This is a genomic window from Sulfitobacter sp. W027 (assembly GCF_025143985.1).
GTDB lineage: Bacteria > Pseudomonadota > Alphaproteobacteria > Rhodobacterales > Rhodobacteraceae > Sulfitobacter.
The window spans coordinates 750,159-773,581 of the sequence record NZ_CP083564.1; the positions used below are offsets into that span (position 1 = coordinate 750,159).

Annotated in this window: 24 protein-coding genes; 12 read left to right on the forward strand and 12 right to left on the reverse strand. The window is 62.1% G+C overall.

The features are described from left to right. Positions 1-35 precede the first annotated feature (35 nt). Positions 36-146 carry a malic enzyme gene (locus K3759_RS03735; RefSeq protein ID WP_120351690.1) on the forward strand — a complete coding sequence of 37 codons (111 nt, stop codon included), beginning with the start codon at positions 36-38 and terminating at the stop codon, positions 144-146. A gap of 55 nt (positions 147-201) precedes the next feature. On the opposite strand, the gene K3759_RS03740 is transcribed toward K3759_RS03735, so the two are convergent. Beyond that, positions 202-2,475 (reverse strand): NADP-dependent malic enzyme, encoded by a 2,274-nt coding sequence (locus tag K3759_RS03740; RefSeq protein WP_259984382.1) that lies wholly within the window; start codon positions 2,473-2,475, stop codon positions 202-204. 211 nt (positions 2,476-2,686) lie between these two features. On the opposite strand from K3759_RS03740, the gene K3759_RS03745 reads away from it, so the two are divergent. From K3759_RS03745 to K3759_RS03765, 5 genes are all read left to right on the forward strand, one after another. Next, the gene (locus K3759_RS03745; protein ID WP_259984383.1) at positions 2,687-3,079 is read left to right on the forward strand and encodes a cytidine deaminase; all 393 of its coding nucleotides are present in this window, start codon (positions 2,687-2,689) and stop codon (positions 3,077-3,079) included. Positions 3,080-3,083: 4 nt separating this feature from the next. Beyond that, positions 3,084-4,388 carry a thymidine phosphorylase gene (locus K3759_RS03750; protein WP_259984384.1) on the forward strand — a complete coding sequence of 435 codons (1,305 nt, stop codon included), beginning with the start codon at positions 3,084-3,086 and terminating at the stop codon, positions 4,386-4,388. Then, complete coding sequence (locus tag K3759_RS03755) at positions 4,388-5,578, forward strand: phosphopentomutase (RefSeq protein ID WP_259984385.1); 1,191 nt, start codon at positions 4,388-4,390, stop codon at positions 5,576-5,578. Before K3759_RS03750 ends, K3759_RS03755 begins: the two co-directional genes overlap by 1 nt. Positions 5,579-5,648: 70 nt before the next feature. Beyond that, on the forward strand, positions 5,649-6,290 hold the full coding sequence (gene upp / locus K3759_RS03760) for a uracil phosphoribosyltransferase (RefSeq protein ID WP_259984386.1): 642 nt from the start codon (positions 5,649-5,651) through the stop codon (positions 6,288-6,290). 87 nt (positions 6,291-6,377) lie between these two features. After that, entirely contained in the window at positions 6,378-7,817 is a 1,440-nt protein-coding gene (locus K3759_RS03765; RefSeq protein ID WP_259984387.1) for an SPOR domain-containing protein, read from the forward strand. A 71-nt stretch (positions 7,818-7,888) separates the two neighbouring features. Here K3759_RS03765 and K3759_RS03770 read toward each other — a convergent pair whose 3' ends face one another. Continuing rightward, positions 7,889-8,902: a hypothetical protein gene (locus K3759_RS03770; protein WP_259984388.1), complete on the reverse strand. Its 1,014-nt coding sequence runs from the start codon at positions 8,900-8,902 to the stop codon at positions 7,889-7,891. Between the two features lie 86 nt (positions 8,903-8,988). Then, positions 8,989-10,614 carry an AMP-binding protein gene (locus K3759_RS03775; protein WP_259984389.1) on the reverse strand — a complete coding sequence of 542 codons (1,626 nt, stop codon included), beginning with the start codon at positions 10,612-10,614 and terminating at the stop codon, positions 8,989-8,991. Between the two features lie 94 nt (positions 10,615-10,708). Here K3759_RS03775 and K3759_RS03780 point away from each other — a divergent pair, with 94 nt between their 5' ends. Both K3759_RS03780 and K3759_RS03785 read left to right on the forward strand, forming a co-directional pair. Further along, positions 10,709-11,641 (forward strand): DMT family transporter, encoded by a 933-nt coding sequence (locus K3759_RS03780; protein ID WP_259984390.1) that lies wholly within the window; start codon positions 10,709-10,711, stop codon positions 11,639-11,641. Continuing rightward, a complete protein-coding gene (locus K3759_RS03785; RefSeq protein ID WP_259984391.1) occupies positions 11,638-12,282 on the forward strand; it encodes a sulfotransferase family protein in 645 nt (214 codons plus the stop codon). Before K3759_RS03780 ends, K3759_RS03785 begins: the two co-directional genes overlap by 4 nt. 201 nt (positions 12,283-12,483) lie before the next feature. Here K3759_RS03785 and K3759_RS03790 read toward each other — a convergent pair whose 3' ends face one another. The 8 genes from K3759_RS03790 to K3759_RS03825 form a co-directional block, all read right to left on the reverse strand. Further along, positions 12,484-14,688, reverse strand: a complete 2,205-nt coding sequence (locus K3759_RS03790) for a 3-hydroxyacyl-CoA dehydrogenase NAD-binding domain-containing protein (RefSeq protein ID WP_259984392.1) — start codon at positions 14,686-14,688, stop codon at positions 12,484-12,486. Positions 14,689-14,708: 20 nt separating this feature from the next. After that, positions 14,709-15,005 carry an acetyl-CoA acetyltransferase gene (locus tag K3759_RS03795; protein WP_259984393.1) on the reverse strand — a complete coding sequence of 99 codons (297 nt, stop codon included), beginning with the start codon at positions 15,003-15,005 and terminating at the stop codon, positions 14,709-14,711. After that, positions 15,005-16,219, reverse strand: coding sequence for an acetyl-CoA C-acetyltransferase (locus K3759_RS03800; RefSeq protein WP_259984394.1), 1,215 nt, complete (start codon positions 16,217-16,219; stop codon positions 15,005-15,007). Before K3759_RS03800 ends, K3759_RS03795 begins: the two co-directional genes overlap by 1 nt. A 17-nt stretch (positions 16,220-16,236) precedes the next feature. After that, the gene (locus tag K3759_RS03805) at positions 16,237-16,875 is read right to left on the reverse strand and encodes a glutathione S-transferase family protein (RefSeq protein ID WP_259984395.1); all 639 of its coding nucleotides are present in this window, start codon (positions 16,873-16,875) and stop codon (positions 16,237-16,239) included. Positions 16,876-17,010: 135 nt separating this feature from the next. Next, positions 17,011-18,159: an acyl-CoA dehydrogenase family protein gene (locus tag K3759_RS03810; protein ID WP_259984396.1), complete on the reverse strand. Its 1,149-nt coding sequence runs from the start codon at positions 18,157-18,159 to the stop codon at positions 17,011-17,013. A gap of 23 nt (positions 18,160-18,182) precedes the next feature. Then, positions 18,183-18,395, reverse strand: coding sequence for a hypothetical protein (locus K3759_RS03815; protein WP_067630099.1), 213 nt, complete (start codon positions 18,393-18,395; stop codon positions 18,183-18,185). Between the two features lie 50 nt (positions 18,396-18,445). After that, positions 18,446-20,227, reverse strand: a complete 1,782-nt coding sequence (locus K3759_RS03820; protein ID WP_259984397.1) for an acyl-CoA dehydrogenase C-terminal domain-containing protein — start codon at positions 20,225-20,227, stop codon at positions 18,446-18,448. Between the two features lie 56 nt (positions 20,228-20,283). Then, positions 20,284-20,685 carry a MerR family DNA-binding transcriptional regulator gene (locus K3759_RS03825; RefSeq protein ID WP_259984398.1) on the reverse strand — a complete coding sequence of 134 codons (402 nt, stop codon included), beginning with the start codon at positions 20,683-20,685 and terminating at the stop codon, positions 20,284-20,286. A gap of 189 nt (positions 20,686-20,874) precedes the next feature. Between K3759_RS03825 and K3759_RS03830 the strand changes: the two genes are divergently transcribed. Together K3759_RS03830 and K3759_RS03835 are read left to right on the forward strand one after the other, a co-directional pair. Beyond that, positions 20,875-21,636, forward strand: coding sequence for a LuxR family transcriptional regulator (locus K3759_RS03830; protein WP_259984399.1), 762 nt, complete (start codon positions 20,875-20,877; stop codon positions 21,634-21,636). 95 nt (positions 21,637-21,731) lie between these two features. Then, positions 21,732-21,962, forward strand: coding sequence for a hypothetical protein (locus tag K3759_RS03835; RefSeq protein ID WP_259984400.1), 231 nt, complete (start codon positions 21,732-21,734; stop codon positions 21,960-21,962). A 21-nt stretch (positions 21,963-21,983) separates the two neighbouring features. Here K3759_RS03835 and K3759_RS03840 read toward each other — a convergent pair whose 3' ends face one another. After that, positions 21,984-22,364 carry a MerR family DNA-binding transcriptional regulator gene (locus K3759_RS03840; protein WP_259984401.1) on the reverse strand — a complete coding sequence of 127 codons (381 nt, stop codon included), beginning with the start codon at positions 22,362-22,364 and terminating at the stop codon, positions 21,984-21,986. A gap of 118 nt (positions 22,365-22,482) precedes the next feature. On the opposite strand from K3759_RS03840, the gene K3759_RS03845 reads away from it, so the two are divergent. Next, positions 22,483-22,905, forward strand: a complete 423-nt coding sequence (locus tag K3759_RS03845) for a PaaI family thioesterase (protein WP_093926945.1) — start codon at positions 22,483-22,485, stop codon at positions 22,903-22,905. Next, complete coding sequence (locus tag K3759_RS03850) at positions 22,902-23,414, forward strand: PaaI family thioesterase (protein ID WP_259984402.1); 513 nt, start codon at positions 22,902-22,904, stop codon at positions 23,412-23,414. Before K3759_RS03845 ends, K3759_RS03850 begins: the two co-directional genes overlap by 4 nt. The last annotated feature ends 9 nt before the right edge of the window (positions 23,415-23,423 follow it).

The following is a 23,423-nucleotide window of genomic DNA, read 5'->3' on the forward strand; positions in this document are numbered from 1 at the left end:
ATGCCAGCGCCCTTCGCATGACAAAGGGCCCGACCATGGGTGACAAAATCAGCAATAAGAAGAAGCAGGCCAAGGCCGCGGCAAAGCCCGCCGCTAAGGCCCCGTCCTCCGTCGCGGACATCAAGCCCGCCACGCCCCGTAAATAAACCTTTACCCGACCACGTAACGCCGTCCCCTAAGGGGCGGCGTTTTGCTTGAGGTTTAGCCGTAATGCGCAACAGGAGTGCCCGCGATGGCACCGACGTTGAGCAGCCCGCGCGCGGTGATCGAAGGCGACACGATATGCGCCCTGTTGCCCATGCCCATCAGGATCGGTCCAACCTCAAGCCCGCCGCCTTTCATTTTCAGAATGTTGCGCACGCCCGAGGCTGCATCCGCATGGGCGAAGACCAGCACATTGGCGGCCCCTTCCATCCGGTTGCAGGGCAAGAGCCGTTCGCGCAGTTCCGCGTCGAGCGCGGTGTCGATATTCATCTCGCCTTCATAGCAGAAATCATGATTGCCAGCGTCGAGGATTTGCAGCGCCGCGCGCAGACGTTTGCCTGACCCTTCGCCCTGATTGCCAAACTGGCTTTGCGAACACAGTGCCACTTTCGGCTCAATACCGAAACGCCTCACATGACGCGCGGCCCCGATTGCGATCTCTGCGATCTGCTCAGGGGTGGGGTGCAGGTTTACTTGGGTGTCGGCGATGAACAGCGGCCCGTCCTCGAGGATCATCATGCTTAGCGCGCCATGCGGCCGCAGGCCGTCGCGACCCAGCACCTGATTGACGTAGTTGAGGTGCCAGCCAAATTCGCCAAAGGTGCCGCAGATCAGGCTGTCGGCCTCTCCGCGATGCACCATGACCGCGCCGATGGCGGTGGTATTGGTGCGCATGATCGCCCGCGCGATGTCAGGGCTGACGCCGCGGCGGCACATCAGGCTGTGATAGGTCTCCCAATAGTCGCGGTATCGGGGGTCGTTCTCGGGGTTCACCAGATCGACGTTCTGACCCAGTTGCAGGTTCAACCCGGCCTTTTCGATGCGCCGTTCGATCACCTCGGGGCGGCCAATCAGAATGGGCCGTTCGACGGTTTCTTCGATGATCGCCTGTGCAGCCCGCAGCACCCGCTCGTCTTCACCTTCGGCAAAGACCAGACGGCGGGGGGAGGTGCGGGCGGATTCGAACACCGGGCGCATGATCAGCGCGGATTTGAAGACCGACCCGTCGAGTTTGCGCTTATAGGCGTCGAGGTCTTCGATGGGCCGCGCGGCCACGCCCGTCTCCATCGCGGCCTTGGCCACCGCCGAAGAGACCACCCCGATGAGGCGTGGATCGAAGGGTTTCGGAATCAGGTAATCGGCGCCGAAAGTGAGCTGCTCACCTTGATAGGCAGCTGCCGCCTCGGCGCTGGTCGTGGCGCGGGCGAGGGCGGCAATACCGTCGATACAGGCGATCTTCATCTCGTCGTTGATCGTGGTCGCACCCACGTCGAGCGCGCCCCGGAAGATGAAGGGGAAACAGAGGACATTGTTGACCTGATTGGGAAAATCACTGCGACCTGTGGCGATGATCGCGTCGGGAGCAACCTCGCGGGCCAAATCAGGCAAGATTTCAGGCGTGGGGTTTGCCAGCGCAAAGATGATCGGGCGCTTGGCCATTTTCGCGACCATCTCGGGCAAGAGCACGCCGGGGCCGGAGAGCCCAAGGAAGAGGTCGGCATCGTCAATCACATCGTCCAGCGTGCGCAGATCGGACTGTTGGGCATATTCCGCCTTGATCGGGTTCATATCCTCGGTGCGGCCCTCATAGACCAGCCCGTTGATGTCACACAGCCAGACGTTTTCGCGCTTTACACCCAGTTTCAGCAGCATGTTCAGGCAAGCAATCCCCGCCGCACCGCCGCCGGTGGAGACGATCTTGATGTCCTCAAACCGTTTGCCTGCGACATGCAAAGCGTTCTTCACAGCAGCACCCACGACAATGGCAGTGCCGTGCTGGTCATCGTGGAAGACGGGGATGTTCATCCGTTCGCGGCAGATACGCTCCACTGTGAAACAATCGGGGGCCTTGATGTCCTCAAGGTTGATCGCGCCGAAACTCGGCTCCATCGCGCAGACGATCTCGGCCAGTTTCTCGGGGTCGGCTTGGTCAAGTTCGATGTCAAAGCAGTCGATATTGGCGAACTTTTTGAAGAGCACTGCTTTGCCCTCCATCACCGGCTTGGAGGCCAGCGCGCCGATGTTGCCAAGCCCCAGAACTGCGGTGCCGTTGGTGACCACGGCCACGAGATTGCCGCGCGAAGTGTAGCGGGCGGCGGTGTCGGGGTCTTTTTGAATTTCGATACAGGCCTCTGCCACGCCGGGCGAATAGGCCCGCGCCAGATCGCGACCATTGGCCAGCGGTTTGGTCGCGCGGACCTCCAGCTTACCGGGCCGAGGGTGTTCGTGGTAGTCCAATGCTGCTTGGCGCAAGTTGGGGGTGTCGGACATCGTTCATGCTCCTCCCGAATAATGGTTTAGCGTTAAACTATTTTTTGCGCGCAAGCAAAGCGGCATTTGGTGCCCCGGTTGAAGGGGGGTGACTTGGCGTCGTTCTTGCAGGCAATTCCGCTAGCGATATGAGTGACGGCTGGAATGACGCGCGGTTTTGCATCGCACAGGGCGGGGCAATTTTCTATAGTCCGAGAAAAGGGAGAGCCTAATGACTGATTTGCGCGAAGCAGCTGTGAAGGTGCGGGAAAATGCCCATGCGCCCTATTCCAATTTCAAGGTCGGGGCGGCGATCCGTACCGCGTCGGGCGCGGTGTTCAGCGGGTGTAACGTCGAAAACGTCGCCTATCCGCAGGGCACCTGTGCCGAGGCCGGGGCGATTGCCGCCATGGTCGCGGCGGGCGAGCGTGAGATTGCCGAAGTCTATGTCGTTGCGGGCAGCGATCTGCCGGTGACCCCCTGCGGCGGCTGCCGTCAGAAACTGGCTGAGTTCTCAGATGACACGGTGTCGGTGACCATGGCGACGGTCGCGGGCAAAGAGCAACAGATGACCATGGGCGACTTGCTGCCGGGGGCCTTTGGTGCTGCCCATATGCAGGGTTAACGATATGAGCGCGCGGGATATTCTGGCGCGGCTGCGTCATGGCGAGGCGTTGGACGCCAATGCGCTGTCTTGGATGGCGGGGGCATTGGCAGATGGCCGGGCCAGCGACGCGCAGGCCGGGGCTTTTGCCATGGGCATCTGCCTCAATGGGTTGGATGAGCAGGGCCGCGTGGCGCTGACACTGGCGATGCGCGATTCGGGGCAGGTGTTGGACTGGGACTTGGGTGGTCCCGTACTTGATAAACATTCCACCGGGGGGGTTGGTGATTGCGTGTCGCTGGTCCTTGCCCCGGCGCTGGCGGCTTGTGGGGCCTATGTGCCGATGATCTCGGGCCGGGGCTTGGGGCATACGGGCGGTACGCTGGATAAGCTAGAGGCGATCCCCGGCGTTAGCACGCAGTTGGAGGAACCGCAGTTTCGCGACGTCGTGAGGACGGTGGGCTGCGCCATCGTCAGCGCGAGCGGCGACATCGCCCCGGCGGACCGGCGCCTCTACGCGGTGCGCGATGTAACCTCGACAGTGGATTCGCTTGATCTGATCACGGCATCAATCCTGTCGAAAAAACTCGCGGCGGGGCTGGATGGCTTGGTGCTGGACGTCAAAGTCGGCTCGGGCGCATTCATGAAGGAACTGACGCAGGCGCGCGCATTGGCCCAAGCACTGAGCAGCACCGCCACGGCGGCGGGCTGCCCGACCACAGCGGTGATCAGCGACATGAACCAGCCGCTGGTGCCGAGCCTTGGCAACGCGCTGGAGGTGGCCGAGGTGATGCGGGTGCTGACCGGGGCGGTGACGGGGCCGATCCTTGATGTGGCGGCTGAATTGGGCGGCGGGCTTCTTGCCAATGGCGGTCTGGCCGCGACGGCCAAGGCGGGGGCCGACGCCCTGCGCGCGGCGGTCGCCGATGGCCGCGCGTTGGAGCGTTTCACCCGGATGCTCAGCGCCATGGGCGCGCCCGCCGATTTCGCCGAAAACTGGGAGCGCATTCTGCCCAAAGCCCATGTGATCCGAACGGTCCCCGCGCCGCGCGGCGGCTACGTGAGCACGATCGACGGCGCGGCGCTTGGCATGGCGGTCGTCAATCTCGGCGGGGGACGGGTGGTCGAGGCGGACCAGATCGACCCGGCGGTGGGCCTGTCGCAGGTGCGGCGCTTGGGCGAAGAGATCTGCGCGGGCGCGCCTTTGGCCACGATCCACGCGGCGGGAGACGCGGCTGCGGATGCGGCAGAGGCGGCGGTTCTGGCGGCGATCACGCTTGGGGACAGGGCGGTTGAAGCGCCGGATTTGATCTTGGAAAGGATCGGCTGATGGGACGTGCATTCTTGGTCGTGATCGACTCCGTGGGCATCGGCGGCGCGCCGGACGCGGGGGAGTTCTTTAACGGCAATCTGCCCGATACCGGGGCCAACACGCTGGGCCATATCGCTCAGGCCTGTGCCGCGGGAGAGGCCGAACAGGGGCGGAGCGGACCGCTTGCGCTGCCCAATCTTGACCGGTTGGGTCTGGGCTCTGCCCTGAAGCTTGCCAGCGGTATGGAGGCGCCGGGTTTGAGTGCTGCGCCCGAAGGCCTCTGGGGGGCTGCGACGGAGGTTTCGCAGGGCAAAGACACCCCCTCGGGCCATTGGGAATTGTCCGGGCTGCCGGTGCCATGGGCTTGGCATTACTTCCCCGATGAGACTCCCGCCTTTCCCGCAGACCTGACCGCAGAGGTCGCGCGGCTGGCGGGCACCGATGGCATCTTGGGCAATTGTCATGCCTCCGGTACGGCGATCATTGAGCGGCTGGGGGCAGCGCATTGCGAAAGCGACTGGCCGATCTGCTATACCTCCGCCGACAGTGTTTTTCAGATCGCCGCGCATGAAGAGACCTTTGGCCTCGACCGCTTGCTGAAGCTTTGCGAAGACATCGCGCCGCGCCTGCATGAGATGAAAGTGGGCCGTGTCATCGCGCGGCCCTTCACCGGAGAACCCGGCGCATTCGCACGTACTGCGAACCGCCATGACTACGCCATCATGCCGCCCAAACCGGTGCTGACCAATTGGGTGCAGAGCGCCGGGGGGCGGGTCTATGCGGTGGGCAAGATCGGCGACATCTTTACCATGCAGGGTATTGATGAGTTGCGCAAAGGGCCGGATGCCAAGCTGATGAAACATCTGCATGATCTGGTGGATGACGCCGAAGACGGCAGCCTGACCTTCGCCAATTTCGTGGAGTTTGACAGCCTTTATGGTCACCGCCGCGATGTGTCGGGCTATGCCCGCGCGCTGGAGTGGTTCGACGGTGAGATCGGCAAGGTCATCGACGCGCTGCGGGAGGGCGATATGCTGATCGTCACAGCGGATCACGGCAATGATCCCACTTGGGCAGGCAGCGATCACACGCGCGAAAGGGTGCCGGTGCTGGTCGCCGGGACTGGGGCGGGGGAACTGGGGCAGATCGGCTTTACCGATGTCGCAGCGCTCGTCGCCGGGCATCTGGGGCTAGGGGTGCCAGCCTAGCCGCGCAGCCTTTGCTTGCGAGCGGGGCGCTTGTGCGGCTAGAAGCGAGGCAAATAAAGGAGCCTGCCGCATGACCGATACCCCCAATCATCTGACGATCGTTGACCATCCGCTGGTGCAGCACAAGCTGACCATCATGCGCGACAAGGACACGCCCACGGCGGTGTTCCGGCAATTGCTGCGCGAGATCAGCCAGTTGCTGGCCTATGAGGTCACGCGCGGCCTGCCGATGACCACCAAACGCATCGAAACCCCAATGCAAGAGATGGACGCGCCAACGCTCGACGGTAAGAAACTGGCGCTGATCTCGATCCTGCGGGCGGGCAATGGCTTGATGGACGGTGTGCTGGAACTGATCCCCTCGGCGCGGGTCGGTTTTGTCGGTCTGTATCGTGACGAAGAGACGCTGCAGCCGGTGCAGTATTACTTCAAAGTGCCTGAAGGGCTGGATGATCGTCTGGTGATTGCCGTCGATCCGATGCTCGCCACCGGCAACTCCTCAGTCGCCGCCATTAATCTGCTGAAACAGGCAGGCGCCACCAATATCATCTTCCTCTGCCTGCTGGCTTCGCCCGAAGGCGTGGCCACCATGAAGAAAGCCCATCCCGACGTGCGCATCGTCACAGCTTCGCTGGACGAAGCGTTGAACGAGAAGGGCTATATCATTCCGGGACTCGGCGACGCGGGCGACCGGATGTTTGGCACCAAGTGATCGGGTAAAATCAGCAATTTAGCGCGCGGTGCTTTACTCAGACCGCGCGCTGATGCATCGTTCTACCAGATAGTGTGGGGGCATTAGATGACACTTACCAAAAGTATTGCCATGGCAGTGATTGTGGTCGCTTTGGGCGTCGGCGGATCGCAGACCCAAGCGCAAAACAGCCGCAGCCAGCCAGCCGAATTTCCGCCGTCCTCCTACAAAGGCAAGCAATATGTCGACAGCGCGGGATGTGTGTTCATCCGTGCGGGCATCGACGGCAATGTGTCATGGGTGCCCCGTATGAGCCGGGCGCGCGAACAGGTCTGTGGCTTCCAGCCGACCGGCGGCGTGCCGGTTGCAGCGGCCCCAGCGGCCAAAGTCGCGGCAGCGGAGAATATCACGGTCGAAGCCGCGCCGGCCAAGAGACCCCCGTCCCGCGTTGCCGAGGTGCCTGCGGCGAAGGCAAAAGCCCCCGTGGCCCGGCCCGCACCGCAAAAAGTAGTGCGCCGCGTGGCGCCGGCCCCGGTTCGCACATCCGCGCCCAAAGTCGTGCGCGAGACCGCTCCGCGCCCTGTCCCCGTCGTGCCAAGCAGACCCGTCGCCTTGGCCGCTCCGGCACCGGCTGGTTTTGCCACCGCTTGTCCCGGCGCTTCGCCTCTGTCGCAGCGCTACATGCGGCGCAGCGATGGCTATAGCGTGCGCTGTGGCCCGCAGGCCGAACCGATCGTGACGGGCCGTCTTGCCCCTTCAAGCCCGCAGCGTGGTACGGCACCGCAGCCCTACCGCAGCGCAGGCGTAATGCCCGGCGTAGCTGCAGCGCCCGTACGGATCGTGGCACCTGTCGCGGTTGCCGCCCCGGTGGTCAGCGCGCCACCTGCCCGGGCCGTGGGCACCCAAACGCGCATCGTGCCGAAACATGTGGCGATCAACCGTCTGAACACGACCAACGTCAAAGTTCCCCACGGCTATCGTAAGGTTTGGGAGGACGACCGTCTGAACCCGCACCGGGTCGAGCAGACCTTGGAAGGCCGCGCCGATATGCTGCTGGTCTGGACCCAGACCGTACCGCGTCGTTTGGTGAACAAGGCCACCGGCGAAGACGTGACCGCCAAAGTGCCGCTGATCTACCCCTATCTTGATATCGAAACACAGAGTCGCAAACTGGGTCTGGTTAAGATTGTTGAGCGGGACGGCCAAGTAGTGAAACGCGTTGTGCGCTACCGCAATGCCGCGCCGGTCCACCGCGACGCGCGCCCGATCAAAGCAGAGCCGGTCTATTCCAGCCGGTCGACCCTTGCACCACAGCCAACCGCAAACGCGGGTTACGTTCAGGTTGGTGTCTTTGGCAGCCCGGCCAATGCGCAACGTGCGGCGCGTCAGATCGCGTCCATGGGCCTGCCCGCCCGCATCGGCAAACAGACCCGCGGCGGCAAGACCTATCACAGCGTTCAGGCTGGTCCCATCGCGGGCGGATCTGTTCAAGCGGCGGTCGGCCAGTTGCGCCGGGCGGGATACCGGGATGCCTACCTGCGCCGCTGAATGTGGTGAGTTTACGCAAAAGGCCAGCCGCGGTTTCGCCCGGCTGGCCTTTTTTTAATGATGCAGGGTGGTCAACCGCCGCAGATGTTTTGCAATCTCAGCCAATCGGCATCCGACAGTAGCGGCGCGGTCAGTTTGCCGCTCATCGGATCGCCTTCAATCAAGGGCAGGGTGGTTTCGCCCGTGATGTCGCGGGCATAGGCGTAGGGGCTGCTGCGCAGTTCAGCCTTGGCAAAACGGGCCAATTGCGCCTCGATTGATGGTTTTGCAGCGGGGCGCATGAGCAGGTTCTCGGCATAGGCGTCGAGCGCCTCCGAGGAGACATCGCCCGTGGTCAGCAAGCGGAAGTTCTCGCGCAGGCCAACCGCTTCGAGCAGCGCACGCAGGGGGTCATTCTCTGTCCGCACAACATCTTCGGTCAGCACATATCCTGCAGCGACGTCAGGTTCTTCATGATCCTCTAGCACAGCGCGGTCCAGAACAATGAGACGTCCGGGCAAATGCAGGCTGGGGCGGGTCATGTCGGGCAGGATCGCCACACGCCCCACCTCTAACCGCTTGGAAAGGCGCGTCAATGCAACGCTGCCCCCGGCGCTATCGCAGGCCGGACCGGAGACACGTTCGAGCCGTTTCAGCAACGCAGTGCCCAAGGAAGCGCGTTTCACGTCCGGAACCACTTTGATGGCGTGATCGCGCAGCGCGCCGGGCATCCAAAAGACCGCCAGTGCCGCCACAACGGCCACGGATGCCGCCATGCCCATCCATCGCAAGCGTCCGGGCTTTGGACGGCTGCGGTTGATCGCGCGGCGCAGCTTTTCGATGGCCTCGATCATCTCGGTTTCGTTGTCAGGCAGTTCCAGCGTTTCGCCCGGATCACCGTCCGGATGATAGAGCGCGGGGGTCTGGCCCGTGTTGGCCCGTTCAATCGCCGCCAGCGACCAATGGGTGAGCGCTTGGTCCTTGAGATCACTGATCACCAGCGTCGCATCGCCGATAGATACGATCACCTCGCGCCGCTGCGCATCGGGCGTGGCGCGCCAGAGGCCCGTCGCTTCGAGCCGGGCGTATTTTGTCAAGGCGGTCATGGGGTTCTGCTGCGGGCCTGTCAATTTTCGCCACTCTACCACGCGCTGCGGGATCAGCAATGGGAGGTGACATAATGCGCCCCGTCTTACAGCGCTGCAGCCCGTTTTCGGAGTTCAAATTTCTGTATCTTCCCCGTGGAGGTCTTGGGTAATTCGCCGAAAACCACCCGTTTGGGCGTTTTGAACCCGGCAAGGCGTTCGCGGGTAAAGGCAATCAACACGTCTTCGGTGGTGTCAGCCCCCGGTTTTAGCTCGACAAAGGCGCAGGGCACTTCGCCCCATTTCTCGTGCGGTTGGGCCACCACGGCAGCCAGATTGACCGCTTCATGGCCCATCAGCACGCCCTCAACCTCGACACTTGAGATATTCTCTCCGCCCGAGATGATGATGTCCTTGGCGCGGTCGGAAATCTGGATATAGCCGTCAGGATGCTGCACCGCGATGTCGCCGGAGTGGAAGTAACCGCCGGCGAAGGCTTCGGCGGTGGCCGCGGGGTTCTTGAGGTAGCCTTTCATCACCGAATTGCCGCGGATCATGATTTCGCCCTGTGCGGTGCCGTCGCGCGGGGTCTGGGCCATCTCGGCGTCCATGACCGTGATCTCTTCCATCATCGGCATGGCGATGCCTTGGCGGGCTTTGATCCCGGCGCGCTCGGCCTCCGGCAACCGGTCCCACTCGCCTTGCCAGAGGCATTCGGTGACATGACCAAAGGTCTCGGTCAGCCCGTAGACCTGTGTGACGTTGAAGCCCAGTTTCTCAATCTTTGACAGGGTTGCGGGGGCCGGCGGCGCGCCTGCGGTGAAGACTTCGACCCGGTGATCGAAGGCGCGGCGATCTTGTGCAGCGGCATTGACCAGCATGTTCAGCACGATGGGCGCGCCGCCGAAATGGGTGACGCCGTGCTCCGCGATAGCGTCGTAGATCGCACCCGCGGTGATGTCGCGGCAGCAGACCAGCGTGCCACCCAAAAGCGGCATCATCCATGTGTGATTCCAGCCGTTGCAGTGAAACAGCGGCACGATCTGCATGAAGACCGGGCGCAACACCATCTGCCAGCTTACCACCGTGCCCATCGTCATCAGGTAGGCCCCGCGATGGTGATAGACCACGCCCTTGGGCCGCCCGGTGGTGCCGGAGGTATAGTTCAGCGCGAGGCTTTCCCATTCGTCATCGGGCATGATCCAGTGAAAGTTCGGATTGGCCTCGGCCAACAGGTCTTCGTATTGCGGATGCCGGCCGCTGGCCGGAAAGCCGGCGTCGGCGTCGGCCACTTCGATGATCGCGGGGCAGGTGCCCTCCATCCGCGCGCAGGCGTCTTCGGCCAGCGGCAGAAACTCAGTATCGACCAGCAGCACCTTGGCGCCCCCGTGGTCGAGGATGTAAGCCACCGTCCCAGCATCAAGGCGGATGTTGATGGTGTTGAGCACGGCGCCGCAGGCCGGCACGCCGAAATGCGCCTCGGCCTGCGCGGGGAGGTTGGGGATCAAGGTCGCGACCACGTCGCCGGGGGCCACGCCGATTTCGGACAGAAGGGCGGCGAGGCGCGTGCAACGGTCATGGTACTGGGTATAGGTGACGCGGTGGTCCCCGTAGATCACCGCGGTCTGTCCGGCAAAAACCTCTGCCGCCCGGCGCAGATGCGACAAGGGCGTCAGCGCCACAAAGTTCGCTGCACATTTCTCAAGCCCGCGCTCGTCCGACATCCACCCCATGCGACCCCTCCCAAGGCATTGGTTGCGATTTGGGGTTGAGTATTGCTGTCGGGACGTGACTTTGAAAAGAGGGCAGGAGCGAAAAGGAGGGCAGATGCAAGACGCAGCAGTGAAATCGGGGCTGGCGGCGCTTTGCGCGGTGGGCGGTATGGCGGCTCTGGGCCTGACGGATAACTTCGTTCCCTTTATTACCGAGCGCGGCTCGCTCTGGCAGTTTCATTTTGTGCGCGGGCTCATGGCCGTGGCCATTCTAGTGGTGCTGGCGGCCTTTGGTTTCGGCATCTTGCGCCCGCGGCGGTTCTGGGCCGTGGCGGGGCGCAGTCTGTTTCAGGCCGGTGCCATGCTGATCTATTTCGGCTGTCTGGCTTTCCTGCCCATTGGCGTGGTTGTGGCAGGGCTCTTCACATCGCCGCTTTTCGTGCTGATGATCTCGGCCCTGTTTCAGGGCAAGCATGTCGGACCATCGCGGTGGGGCGCTGTGGTGGTGGGCTTTGCCGGGGCGTTGATGGTGATCCGGCCTAATCCGAATGATCTGGACCTCGTGGCCTTCCTGCCGCTGCTGGCGGGTGTGCTCTATGCCATCGGCGCCGTGGCGACGCGGGCGTGGTGCGAGGGCGAGAGCACGATGGTCATGACTGCGGGGTTTTTCGCCATGTTGTCGGTGATGGGCGGTATTGGCATGTTAATTTTGCCGGGGGCCGAGGTGACAGGGGCCGAAGGTTTCGTGAGCCGCACTTGGGGGCCGCTGGATGCCGCCATGTGGTTCTGGATCGCGGTGCAGGCGGTTGGCTCGCTGGTGGGCATCGGCTTGTTGGTGCGCGGCTATCAGTTGGGCGAGGCGGGGCATGTGGCGATCTTCGAGTATTCGCTGCTGATCTTTGCCAGCTTCTGGGCTTGGGTGCTTTGGGGGCAGACAGTCTCACCGCTCGGCTTTGTCGGCATGGCGATGATCGCGGGCGCGGGGGCGGTGATCGCCCTGCGCAGCGACGCGCCCTCGCCGCTGCGCGCACCGGAGGCGGCGGAGTGATCATCAGCCGAGGCCGCCGCTATATCTTCGTGCATATCCCCAAGACCGGGGGCACCTCGCTGGCGCTGGCGTTGGAGGGGCGGGCGATGAAGGATGACCTGATGCTGGGGGATACGCCCAAGGCGCTGAAGCGGCGGCGGCGGTTGCAGGGGGCGCAGGCGGCGGGGCGGTTGTGGAAACATTCGACGCTGGCGGATGTGGATGGGCTGGTCTCGGCGGAGGAATTGGGCGGGCTGTTCTGCTTCACACTGGTGCGCAATCCTTGGGACCGGGTGGCGAGCTATTATCGCTGGCTGCGTGGGCAGGGGTTTGCCCATCCGGCGGTGCATCTGGCCAAGGCGGAAAGTTTCGCGGGGTTCTTGCGGCACCCGCAGACGCAGACGAGTTTGCGGGCTTGGCCAGCGCGGCGGTATATGCAGGATGCCGCGGGTCGGGAGTGGTGCGATCTATATATCCGGTTGGAGCATTTCGCGGCGGATGCGCAGCCGTTGTTTGCGCATTTGGGGTTTGAATTAGAACTGCTGCAAGAGAACGTTTCGGCACAGGGCGGTGCGGACTATACACCAGAGTTGCGCGATATTGTGGCCCAGGTCTGCGCCGAGGACATCGCGCGTTTTGGCTACGCTGACGACGGCCCCTAGGCCCGGAATGAAGCCGCAGGCGCCGGGCCATCGCCTGCCCGCCCCCCGGGTAGGCGATTTGGTGAGGCTGGATGGTACTTCGCGAGCGCACATCACAGCTGAGAGATAAAGTGGCAAAAGCCTACGTAGGATCGCCGACCCGCGGGCAGGCGATGACCCTTGCGGTCCCAATAAAAAGGGGCGCCGAAGCGCCCCGATCTATCATGCTGCCTTGCTGGCGTCCGGGTTGAACCGCCCGTAGAAAGTCTGGTTCTTCTGGGCCATCTCGCGCAGCAGGTCCGGGCAGGCGAAACGCTCGCCATACTTCTCGGTCAACTGGTCACACCGCTCCGCCGCATAGGGCGCGCCGATCATGTCGAGCCAGCTCAACGGGCCGCCGGACCAAGGCGCAAAGCCCCAGCCAAGGATCGCGCCCACGTCACCCTCGCGGATGTCCATCAGCACGCCTTCCTCCAGCGCTCGCACAGCTTCCAAAACCTGTGAGAAGAGCAACCGGTGCTGTACCTCGATCAACTCAGGCTGGTCCTCGGCCACGGGATACTTATCACCCATGCCCTTCCAAAGCCCCTCGCGCTTGCCCTTGGCGTCATAGCTGTAGAACCCGGCATTCGCCTTGCGGCCCAGACGTCCCTCTTTCTCCATCCAAAACACCAGCGGGTCGAGGTCGTCGTTCGGATAGGCATCGCCCATCGCCGCCTTGGTGGCGCGGGCAATCTTGGCACCGAGATCGATCGAGGTTTCATCCATCAACTGCAACGGCCCCAGCGGCATACCAACCAGCTTGGCCGCGTTCTCGATCAGCGCAGGCTCAACGCCCTCCTGCACCATCCGCACACCCTCGTTGATATAGGGAATGATACAGCGGTTGGCATAGAAGAAGCGCGCGTCGTTGACCACGATCGGCGTCTTGCGGATCTGGCGCACGTAGTCGAGCGCCTTGGCCACGGCCCGGTCGCCGGTCTGCTGACCCTTGATGATCTCCACCAGCAGCATCTTCTCAACGGGCGAGAAGAAGTGGATGCCGATGAACTGCTCCTGACGGCTCGACGCCTTGGCCAAATCGGTGATCGGCAGGGTCGAGGTGTTGGAGGCAAAGATGCAGTCCTCGGGGATCACCGCTTCGACCTTCTGGGTCATCTCGGCCTTGACCTTGGGGTCCTCAAACACCGCTTCGATAATCAGGTCACAGCCCTTCAACGCATCGAGATCGGTGGTCGCGGTGATGAGGTCCAGCGCCTTGGTCTTCTTCTCCTCGGTCGATTTTTTGCGGGCGATGCCCTTGTCAAAATAGCTCGCGGAATAGGCTTTGCCTTTATCGGCCGCTTCCTGAGTTTGGTCGATCAGCACGACCTCAATGCCCGCCTGAACCGACACCAGCGTGATGCCAGCACCCATCATGCCTGCACCCAGAACGCCCAGCTTCTTGACGCGCTGGTCCGGCACACCCTCGGGCCGCACGGCACCCTTCTCAAGCGCTTCCTTGTTGAGGAAAAGCGAGCGGATCATATTGCCCGAGGAAGGGTTCATCAGCACATTGGTGAACCAGCGCGCCTCGATCTTCAGCGCCGTGTCGAAAGGCACCAGCGCGCCTTCGTAGACCGCCGACAAAAGCGCCTTGGCCGCCGGGTAGACGCCCTGGGTCTTGCCGTTGACCATCGCATTCGCGCCGACGAAGGTCATAAAACCCGCTGGGTGATAGGGCGCGCCGCCGGGCATCTTGTAGCCCTTGGCATCCCAAGGCTTGACCAGATCGGCATCCTTGGCGTTCAGCACCCAGTCGCGGGCAGCGGCCATCGGGTCCTCGCTGACCTCATCAATGATCCCAGCCTTCACGGCGGCAGCAGGCGCAACCATCTTGCCTTCCAGCAAGAAAGGCGAGGCCGCCATGGCACCCAGCTTGCGCACCATCCGTGTGGTGCCGCCAGCACCTGGGAAAATGCCAACGAGGATCTCCGGCAGGCCAATCCGCGCCTTGGGATTGTCGGCAGCAAAGGTGCGATGCGTGGCCAGCGGCAGTTCCAGCCCGATGCCCGCAGCGGTGCCGGGGATCACACAGGCGACGGGCTTGCCGCCCTTGTTGGTCTTGGGGTCCATGCCCGCGCGCTCGATCTTGCGCAGCAGGGCATGCATCTGCATCGTGCCCTCGAACAGGCCCTTGGCCGGATCGTCGCCCGCGTCGTCTTTCATCTTTGCCAGTAGGTTCAGGTCCATGCCGCCGGCAAAGGAGCCTTCCTTGCCGGAGGTGATGATGATGCCTTTGACGGCCTCATCGGCCAGCGCATCGTCGATGTGCGTTTCCAGATCGCGCAGGCCCTCAAAGGACATCACGTTCATGCTCTTGCCCGGCACGTCCCATGTGATGGTGGCGATGCCCTCGGCGTCTTTGTTCATAGTGAAATCGGTCATGTGTCTCTCCCTCAAATGGGTTAGGGGCGCTGAAACGTGTAGTCAGCGAATTTTTCTAGCAGCGTCTCGATCAAGGCCAGCGTGGCTTCGGGCCCCGCGTCACAGTCGTCTGCGCTGAGCAGGATGCGTTTGGACTGGCCAAAAGCTTCGCGGTCAAAGCTGTCGCTGGGATCGTCGCGGTGTTTGAAGAACAGAGCAGGATCGGTGCTATAGAGCCGCACATAATCGCCACCGCGTTCAACCTTGATCTGTAGATCTGGCGTGCCACGGGCTGCGGCAAGCGCCGCAACCGCGTGGAAAGGATGGTCAGAGGCCATCAGACGCGCTCGATGATCGTAGCAGCACCCATACCCGAGGCGATGCAAAGCGTGGCAAGGCCCACTTCCTTATCGGCCCGCTCCATCTCATCGAGCAGAATGCCGATGATCATGGCACCCGTGGCACCCAGCGGGTGGCCCATGGCGATGCCGCCGCCGTTCACGTTCACCTTGCTGTCGTCCACATCAAAGGCCTGCATGAAGCGCATGACCACAGCGGCAAAGGCTTCGTTGACCTCGAACAGATCAATGTCGCCGATGGTCATGCCGTTGTCTTTGAGGATTTTCTCGGTCACCGGCACCGGACCGGTCAGCATGATGGTGGGATCGGTGCCGATCTTGGCCGTGGCGCGGATACGGGCGCGGGGCTTCAGCCCGTGCTGCTCGCCGAACTCCTTGTTGCCGATCAAGACAGCCGCGGCCCCGTCGACGATGCCAGACGAGTTGCCCGCGTGGTGAATGTGGTTGATCCGCTCCAGATGCGGGTATTTCATCAGCGCGATTTTATCAAAGCCGGGCATCACTTCACCCATCTGCTGGAACGCAGGGTTCAAGCCACCAAGGCTCTGCATATCGGTCTGTGGGCGCATGTATTCGTCACGATCCAGGATCGCGAGGCCGTTCTGATCACGCACGGTGATAACAGATTTGTCAAAGCGCCCCTCCTCCCAAGCCCGCGCCGCGCGCTGCTGGGATTGCATGGCCAGCTGGTCCGCGTCATCGCGGCTAAAGCCGTATTCGGTAGCAATGATGTCCGCCGAAATACCCTGCGGGACGAAGTACTTTTCCATCGCCAGCGTCGGGTCCACGGCAATCGCAGCGCCATCGGCCCCCATCGCCACACGGCCCATCATCTCGACACCGCCGGCGATATAGCCATTGCCCGCGCCGCCTTTGACTTGGTTGGCGGCCAAGTTCACGGCCTCCATTCCGCTCGCACAGAAACGGTTGATCGCAAGGCCGGGGATGCGCTCGTCCAGGTCGGACGCCAGCACCGCCGAGCGCGCCAGACAGCCGCCCTGTTCCATGACTTGGGTCACGTTGCCCCAAATCACATCCTCAACGGCGTGACCTTCCAGATTGTTGCGCTCTTTCAGGGCATTCAGGGTCAATGCCGACAGCCGCAGCGAGGTGACCTCGTGCAAAGCGCCGTCCTTGCGGCCCTTGCCGCGGGGGGTGCGCAGGGCGTCGTAAATGTAAACGTCTTGGGTCATGTTCATGTCCTCTGGGATCAAGCGCGGTCAGCAGGGCTGCCGGGCATCAGGTCGTATGGGGCTTTCCAGCCCGGTGTTTCGCTCAGACGCGTGAGCCACGCGTCGATATGGGGCCAGTCGCTGCGGTCAAAGCCAAAGGGCTCGGGGTAATAGAGATACCCACAGCAGCTTAGGTCCGCGTTTGTAAGGTCGTCGCCCACAATCCAATCGCGGCTGTCGAGATGGTTGTTCAGCACGGCGTAGGCCGCTTTGAGCCGGCCTTGGTTGAACCCAATGACTTCGGCGGGCCGTTTGTCTTCGGGCAAGAAGTTCATCAAGAAACGGGTCATCCCGGCAACGGAGCTGAGCTTGTGGTTATCCCATAGCACCCACCGCAGGATTTCACGGCGTTCCGTCGCGTCGCGGCCGCCGAATTTGCCTGACTTTTCCGCCACGTAATCCTGAATGACACCCGATTGCGTGAGCCGCAGATCACCGTCGATCATCACCGGCGCTTCGCCCATATTGTTGATCTGTTCGCGGTAGTCCGGCTGCCGCGTCTGGCCGCCGAAGAAGTCGACCTTCACCGGCTCCCAGTCCAGACCCGAAAGTTCAAGCGCAAGCGCCGCCTTATAGGCGTTGCCGGATTCGCCAAAGCAATAAAGTTGAATGGTCACGTGTCACTCCTCCTCAAATGTCATCGCCCGCTGCACCTTCGGACGGTATTTGTAAAAGGATGAAGGGGGGCAGAGTGGGCCTTATCTTCATCCTTTCTTAAATACCTCTGCGCTGCGCTTTCGGCACGCGCGCGGTCAAAGGCTGCGCGCGATCAGTTCCTTCATGATTTCATTGGTGCCACCATAGATCCGTTGCACCCGCGCGTCGGCCCACATTTCACCGACGGCATATTCTTGCATGAAGCCGTAGCCGCCGTGCAGTTGCAAACAGGCATCGAGCACTTCGCCTTGGGTGTCGGTGAGCCAGTATTTCTGCATCGCGGCCTTATCGACGGTCAACTCGCCGCGCAGGTGCTCGCTGATGCATTCGTCGAGGAAGGCGCGGGACACGGCGGTTTTGGTTTTCACTTCGGCCAGTTGGAAGCGGGTGTTTTGGAACTGGGTGAGCGGGCCGCCGAAGGCTTCGCGTTCCTTGCAATAGGCCACGGTGCGCGCCACGGCGCCTTCCATCGCGCCGACTGCGCCGCAGCCGATGATGAGGCGCTCTTGGGGAAGTTGCTGCATCATTTGGTAGAAGCCTTGGCCTTCGTCTTGGCCGAGGACGTTTTCGGGCGGGATTTCGACGTTGTCGAAGAAGAGCTCCGAAGTGTCGGCGGCGTGCAGGCCGATTTTGTCAAGGTTGCGGCCGCGTTGGAAACCTTGGGCGCCGTCCGTTTCCACCACGACAAGGGAGACGCCTTTGGAGCCTTCCTTGGGGTCGGTCTTGGCGGCGACGATGATCAGGTTGGCGTGCTGGCCGTTGGTGATGAAGGTCTTTTGGCCCGATAGCTTATAGGCGTTGCCGTCGCGGATCGCCTTGGTTTTGATCCGCTGCACGTCCGAGCCGGTGGAGGGTTCGGTCATCGCCAGTGCGCCGACCAGCTCGCCCGACACCATCTTGGGCAGCCAGCGTTTCTTCTGGTCTTCGGTGCCGTAGGCGAGGATGTAATGCGCGACGATGCCGGAGTGGATGCCGTGGCCCCAGGACGCGAGATTGGCGCGGGAGCCTTCGATCAAGATCGCGGCCTCGTGGCCGAAATCGCCGCCGGCGCCGCCGTATTCTTCGGGCACCGAGGGGCAGAGCAGGCCGAGCTCACCGGCTTGCGCCCATGTCTCGCGGTCCATCTGGCCCTGCTTGCGCCATTTCTCGAACTTGGGCGCCCATTCGGTGTTGATGAACTGCGCCGTCATGTCGGCGATCATCTGGTGTTCGTCGGTCATCCATGTGGATGTTTTGTTCTGCATTATCTGGCCCCCTCCCCAAGGGTTCAGCGTTTGCGGCTTTCCAGTTCGGCGTTGAACAGGCGCAGCCGCGCGGTCAGGTTTTCTTCGTTCATGACCGAGTTGAAATTCTCGAACAGGAACGACAGTGCTTCGCCTTCATCAAGACCGGCATCCGTGCTGAACTTCTTGAGCCTGCGGTAGCCCTCTTCGGTCATGGCGACGGGAAAGCGGCGGGTCAGGCGGAAGCGTTTGGGCATGGTCTCTCCGGGTGTTGGGCAGGGTGGGGGACAGGCCCCCACCACCCGTTTTAGAAGTTTGCGGCCTCCAATGCCATGACCGTGTCCGCGCCGGATTGGATGCGGGTCAGGTGCAGGGCCGTGGCGGGCAGCTGCCGTGCCATATAGTAGCGCCCGGTGGCGAGCTTGGTCTCGTAGAACGCGGCGTCACCGCTGCCGTTCTTCAAGGCTTCTTTTGCCGCCAGACCCATTTTGGCCCACATCAGGCCAAGGCAGACATGGCCGAACATATGCATGAAGTCATTCGACCCTGCGAGCGCGTGGTTGGGGTTCTTCATGCCGTTTTGCATGAAGTACATGCCCGCTGATTGCAGGTCCTTGCTGGCTGCTTTCAGCGGGTCGAGGAAGGCCGCGTCGAACTCGGCGTCTTGGCCCGCGTTCTCCTTGATGAAGCCTTTGACCAGATCGAAGAAGGCCATGACGTGTTTGCCGCCGTCTTGCGCCAGTTTGCGGCCCACGAGGTCGAGCGCCTGCACACCGTTAGCGCCTTCGTAGATCTGGGCGATCCGGGCGTCGCGGGTGAATTGGGACATGCCCCATTCTTCGATATAGCCGTGGCCGCCATAGACCTGCTGGGCCTTCACGGTCATGTCGTAGCCTTGGTCGGTCAGGAAGCCTTTGATGACCGGGGTCAGCAGCGACACAAGGCCGTCGGCGTCCTTGTCGTCGGCGCGGTGGGCGGCGTCGATCATCGTCGCACCCCAAAGGATGAAGGCGCGGGCGGCTTCGACAAAGCTTTTCTGATCCATCAGCGAGCGGCGGATGTCGGGGTGCACGATCAGCGGGTCAGCCGCTTTTTCGGGCGCCACGGCACCGGTCACGGCGCGGCCTTGCAGGCGATCGTTGGCGTAGATCACGGCGTTTTGGTAGGCGACTTCGGCCTGTGCTAGGCCCTGCATGCCAACGCCGACGCGGGCTTCGTTCATCATGGTGAACATGGCGCGCATGCCCTTATGCTCGGTGCCCAGCAGATAGCCGGTGGCGCCGTCGTAGTTCATCACGCAGGTGGAGTTGCCGTGGATGCCCATCTTCTCTTCGATGGAGCCGACGGAGACGCCGTTGCGCTCACCCAAGGAACCGTCTTCGTTCACCATGAACTTGGGCACGATGAAGAGCGACACGCCTTTGATGCCTTCGGGGCCGCCTTCGATCTTGGCCAGCACCAGATGGATGATGTTGTCTGCCATGTCATGTTCACCGGAGGAGATGAAAATTTTCTGGCCGGAGATTTTGTAGCTGCCGTCGTCTTGTGGGGCCGCTTTGGTGCGCATCAGGCCCAGATCGGTGCCGCAATGCGGCTCGGTCAGGTTCATGGTGCCGGTCCATTCGCAGGAGACCATCTTGGGTAGGTAGGTGTCCTTCTGCGCGTCAGTGCCATGGGCAAGGATCGCCGAGGCCGCGCCATGCGTCAGACCTTGGTACATGGTGAAGGCTTGGTTCGCCGCCGAGAACATTTCGCCCACGGCGGTGCCGAGGACATAGGGCATGTTTTGCCCGCCGTATTCTTCGGGCATATCAAGACCGGTCCAGCCGCCTTCTTTCACCTTTTCAAAGGCTTCCTTGAACCCCTTGGGCGTATAGACAACGCCATTCTCCAGACGGCAGCCTTCCTTGTCGCCCACGGCATTGAGCGGGGCGAGGACTTCGGAGGTCAGTTTGCCTGCTTCTTCAAGGATGGCGGCGGTGAAGTCAGGCTCCAGCTCATCATAGCCGGGAGTCTTGCTTTCGGTCACCTTCAGCACGTCGTGCAGAACGAATTGCAGGTCTTTGGTGGGGGCTGTGTAGCTGGGCATCTATGCTCTCCGGGTGGTCTTTTTTTGAAAATGGGCACGGCGCGGGGCCGCTTAGGCTATTCGGCGGCGCGGCGGGGTTGGTTCATGGAGGCGATCATCTTCTCCCCCCATTTTAATTGGTCTTTAAGATCATCAATGGCTTCATTCAGCTCCTCGCGGCGCGATTCGAGGTCGGCCAGACGCGCGCGGGCAATCTCGTAGGCAGCGGCGATCTGCGTCTGCTGCTGGTCACCCATATGATAGAGGTCGAGCAATTGGCGAATTTCTTCGAGGCTGAACCCAAAGCGCTTGCCGCGCAGGATCAGCTTGAGCCGGGCGCGGTCGCTTTTGGTGAACAGGCGTTTTTGACCTTCCCGCAGTGGGAAAAGCAGCTCTTTCGCTTCGTAGAACCGCAGGGTGCGCGGGGTCACTTCAAAAGCGTCGCACATCTGGCGAATGGTCAGCGTGTCAGCGGTCATTTCATCACTCTCCGATCGTCGTTTCGAGACTTCAGGTGGGGACTGGCATGGCTGATACAACAGAAGCTGACGTTGACGTAAGCGGTACGTTGCGTCACTTTATGCTTGAGGGAATTACCTTTGGGTTTGACGAGCTTTTTGGGGGCGGGGTTAGCCGCGCTCGATGCTGGACATCGGAGTGGACGCGAGATGATAGACCTCAGTCAGCACAGTCCCAAAACGCTGGATGAATTGGCCCAGTGCTGTCAGGAAGCCGAAACTGCAGCGACCCTCTTGGCCTGTGGCTTGGCCTATTACCAACTGTTTGGGATCGACTTGGTCAGCTATCATGGCGATAGCCCGGGCGCGCCTGCGATCCTCTACCACCTTGATTCTACAGGGGTGGAAGAGCCCGAATGGCATTCGCAGTTTCTGGATGTGGAAAAGCTGCGCGAAAGCCCGGTGGAAGCCATGGCCCGTCAACAGGTGCTGCCGCTCTATTGGTCAGAAGTGGCCGAAGCGGGGCGTCTGACCCGCGCGGAGAGTGCCTATATGCAGGGGTTGCTGCGGCGTTATCCGAACGACGGCATTTCGCTAGAGGTCCACGGACCGGGCGGCGATTCTGCGGTGGTGGGGCTGGGGTTTGCGGCCAAACAGGCGCGGCTGTCGCCGGGCGGGCTATACCGGCTTCTCTGCGCGGCCCAGATCGCCCATCTGCGTTATTGCGCTTTAGCCGAAAGCCAATCCCCCCGGGATTTCGGTCTTTCCCCGCGCGAGGTCGAGGTGTTGGAATGGATCGCCACCGGCAAGAGCAATGGCGTCATTGCTGAGATACTTGGGATCTCACCCCATACGGTCGATACGATTGTGCGCCGCCTCTTCTCTAAGCTCGACGTGAATGACCGCACCACTGCTGCGATCCGCGGCTTAGGGGCAGGGTTGCTGCGCCGCCCGAAGGACAGTGCGCCTTAGGGAGCGTTGATACCGCTTTGTCGCGTGACTGCGTGACGTGACCCCGATTGGCGCCCGCTGTAGGTCAGGGCGCTTGACCTAAAAAGGTATGAGGCATGTCAAATAACCAAAATAAGACAGGCACAGGGAACGGGATCGAGAACGGCTCTGATGAGGAGACGCGGACGCGCGTGGTGGCGGATTTGAAAGCCGCGTCGGAAATTATTGAGAACAGCGCATTTGATCTGGCCGGGGATGCAAGCCCCGATGCGGTGTCAGATCTCATCCGACTTGCGGCCGATCTGCAATTGCTCATCGCGCAGCTGTCGAAACGTAGCAGTCACTGAGCCCGGACGGGCAGGGACGGGTTAGCCCGTGCCTTGCCCAATCGCAACAGCGGTGTCGTCGCGCAGCTTTTGCAGTTCCGCCATCGCTTCGTCCAGTTGAGCCCGCTGCTCGGCCAGTTCATCCAGCTGACCATCGGCCATGGTGACCCAAGCCCGCATCTGCGCCTCTGTCCCCTCTTTCTCGTAGATCAACAACCACTGACGGATGTCCTCTAACGCAAAGCCGAACTTGCGGCCCCGCAGGATTAGCTTCATCCGGGCGCGTTCGCGCGGGCCATAGAACCGAGAGCGCCCTTCGCGGTGCGGTTGCAGCAATTCGATATATTCGTAATAGCGCAACGTTCGAGGCGTCACGTCAAATGCCGCGCACATCTCTTTGAATGTCAGGCGTTCATCGTCCAAAGCATCTACTCCCTTTCTGCAAACTATGGTCACGCGCGGGGATGCGCAACAGGTGGTCTTGCCCTTTCGCCATCCCCCCATGATAAAGGTCGAAACCAGACACGAAGGGGTGGGCTGCATGTCAGACAAGTTGAAAATGGCGCGACAGTTCATTCAGGCGCTGCCGCATTCCATGGCTCTTGGAATGGAGTTGCAGGAGCTGGGAGATGGCTCTGCCGAGATTACGATGCCCTATGATGACAAGCTGGTGGGCGACCCTAAAACCGGGGTGATCAGCGGCGGGGCAGTCTCGGCCCTGATGGACACTTGTTGTGGGGCGGCGGTGATGAGCCACCCCAGCAATCCATCGGCCACCGCCACCATGGACCTGCGGATCGAATATCTGCGCGCGGCCACGCCGGGCCAAACGATCACCACCCGCGCGACCTGTTATCACGTGACACGCTCGGTCGCCTTTGTCCGCGCCACGGCGACAGATGAGGACGCCGAGAACCTTGTCGCCACCGCCACCGGAACCTTCACCGTGGAGGGCCACAAATGACCAAACATCGCAAGCCAGAGCCGGTTCAGGTCGTCAAACAACGCCGTGACGGGGTGCTGCGCGCCATGGTCGAAGGCGTCCCCTATATCCGCTTTCTGGGCATTGAATTCGAGCGCCGGGGCGACGAGTTGACTGGGGTCATGCCCTTTTCCGAGCAGTTGATCGGCAACCCGATCCTGCCTGCGCTGCATGGCGGGGCGACTGCGGCGTTTCTTGAGGTCACGGCGATCATCACTCTGAGTTGGGGGTTGATCTGGGAAGACATGGAGAACGGTGCGCTTGATTTGGACAACCTAGACCGTGATCACTTGCCGCGGCTGCCGAAAACGATTGATTTCACGGTGGATTACCTGCGCACCGGCCTGCCGCGCGATGCCTATGCGCGGGCGCGGATCAACCGCTCGGGGCGGCGCTATGCCAGCGTGCATGTCGAGGCGTGGCAGGACAACCGCGCCCGTATCTTCGCGCAGGCCACAGGCCACTTCCTGATGCCGCAACGGCGTGGCTGAAGCGGGCGC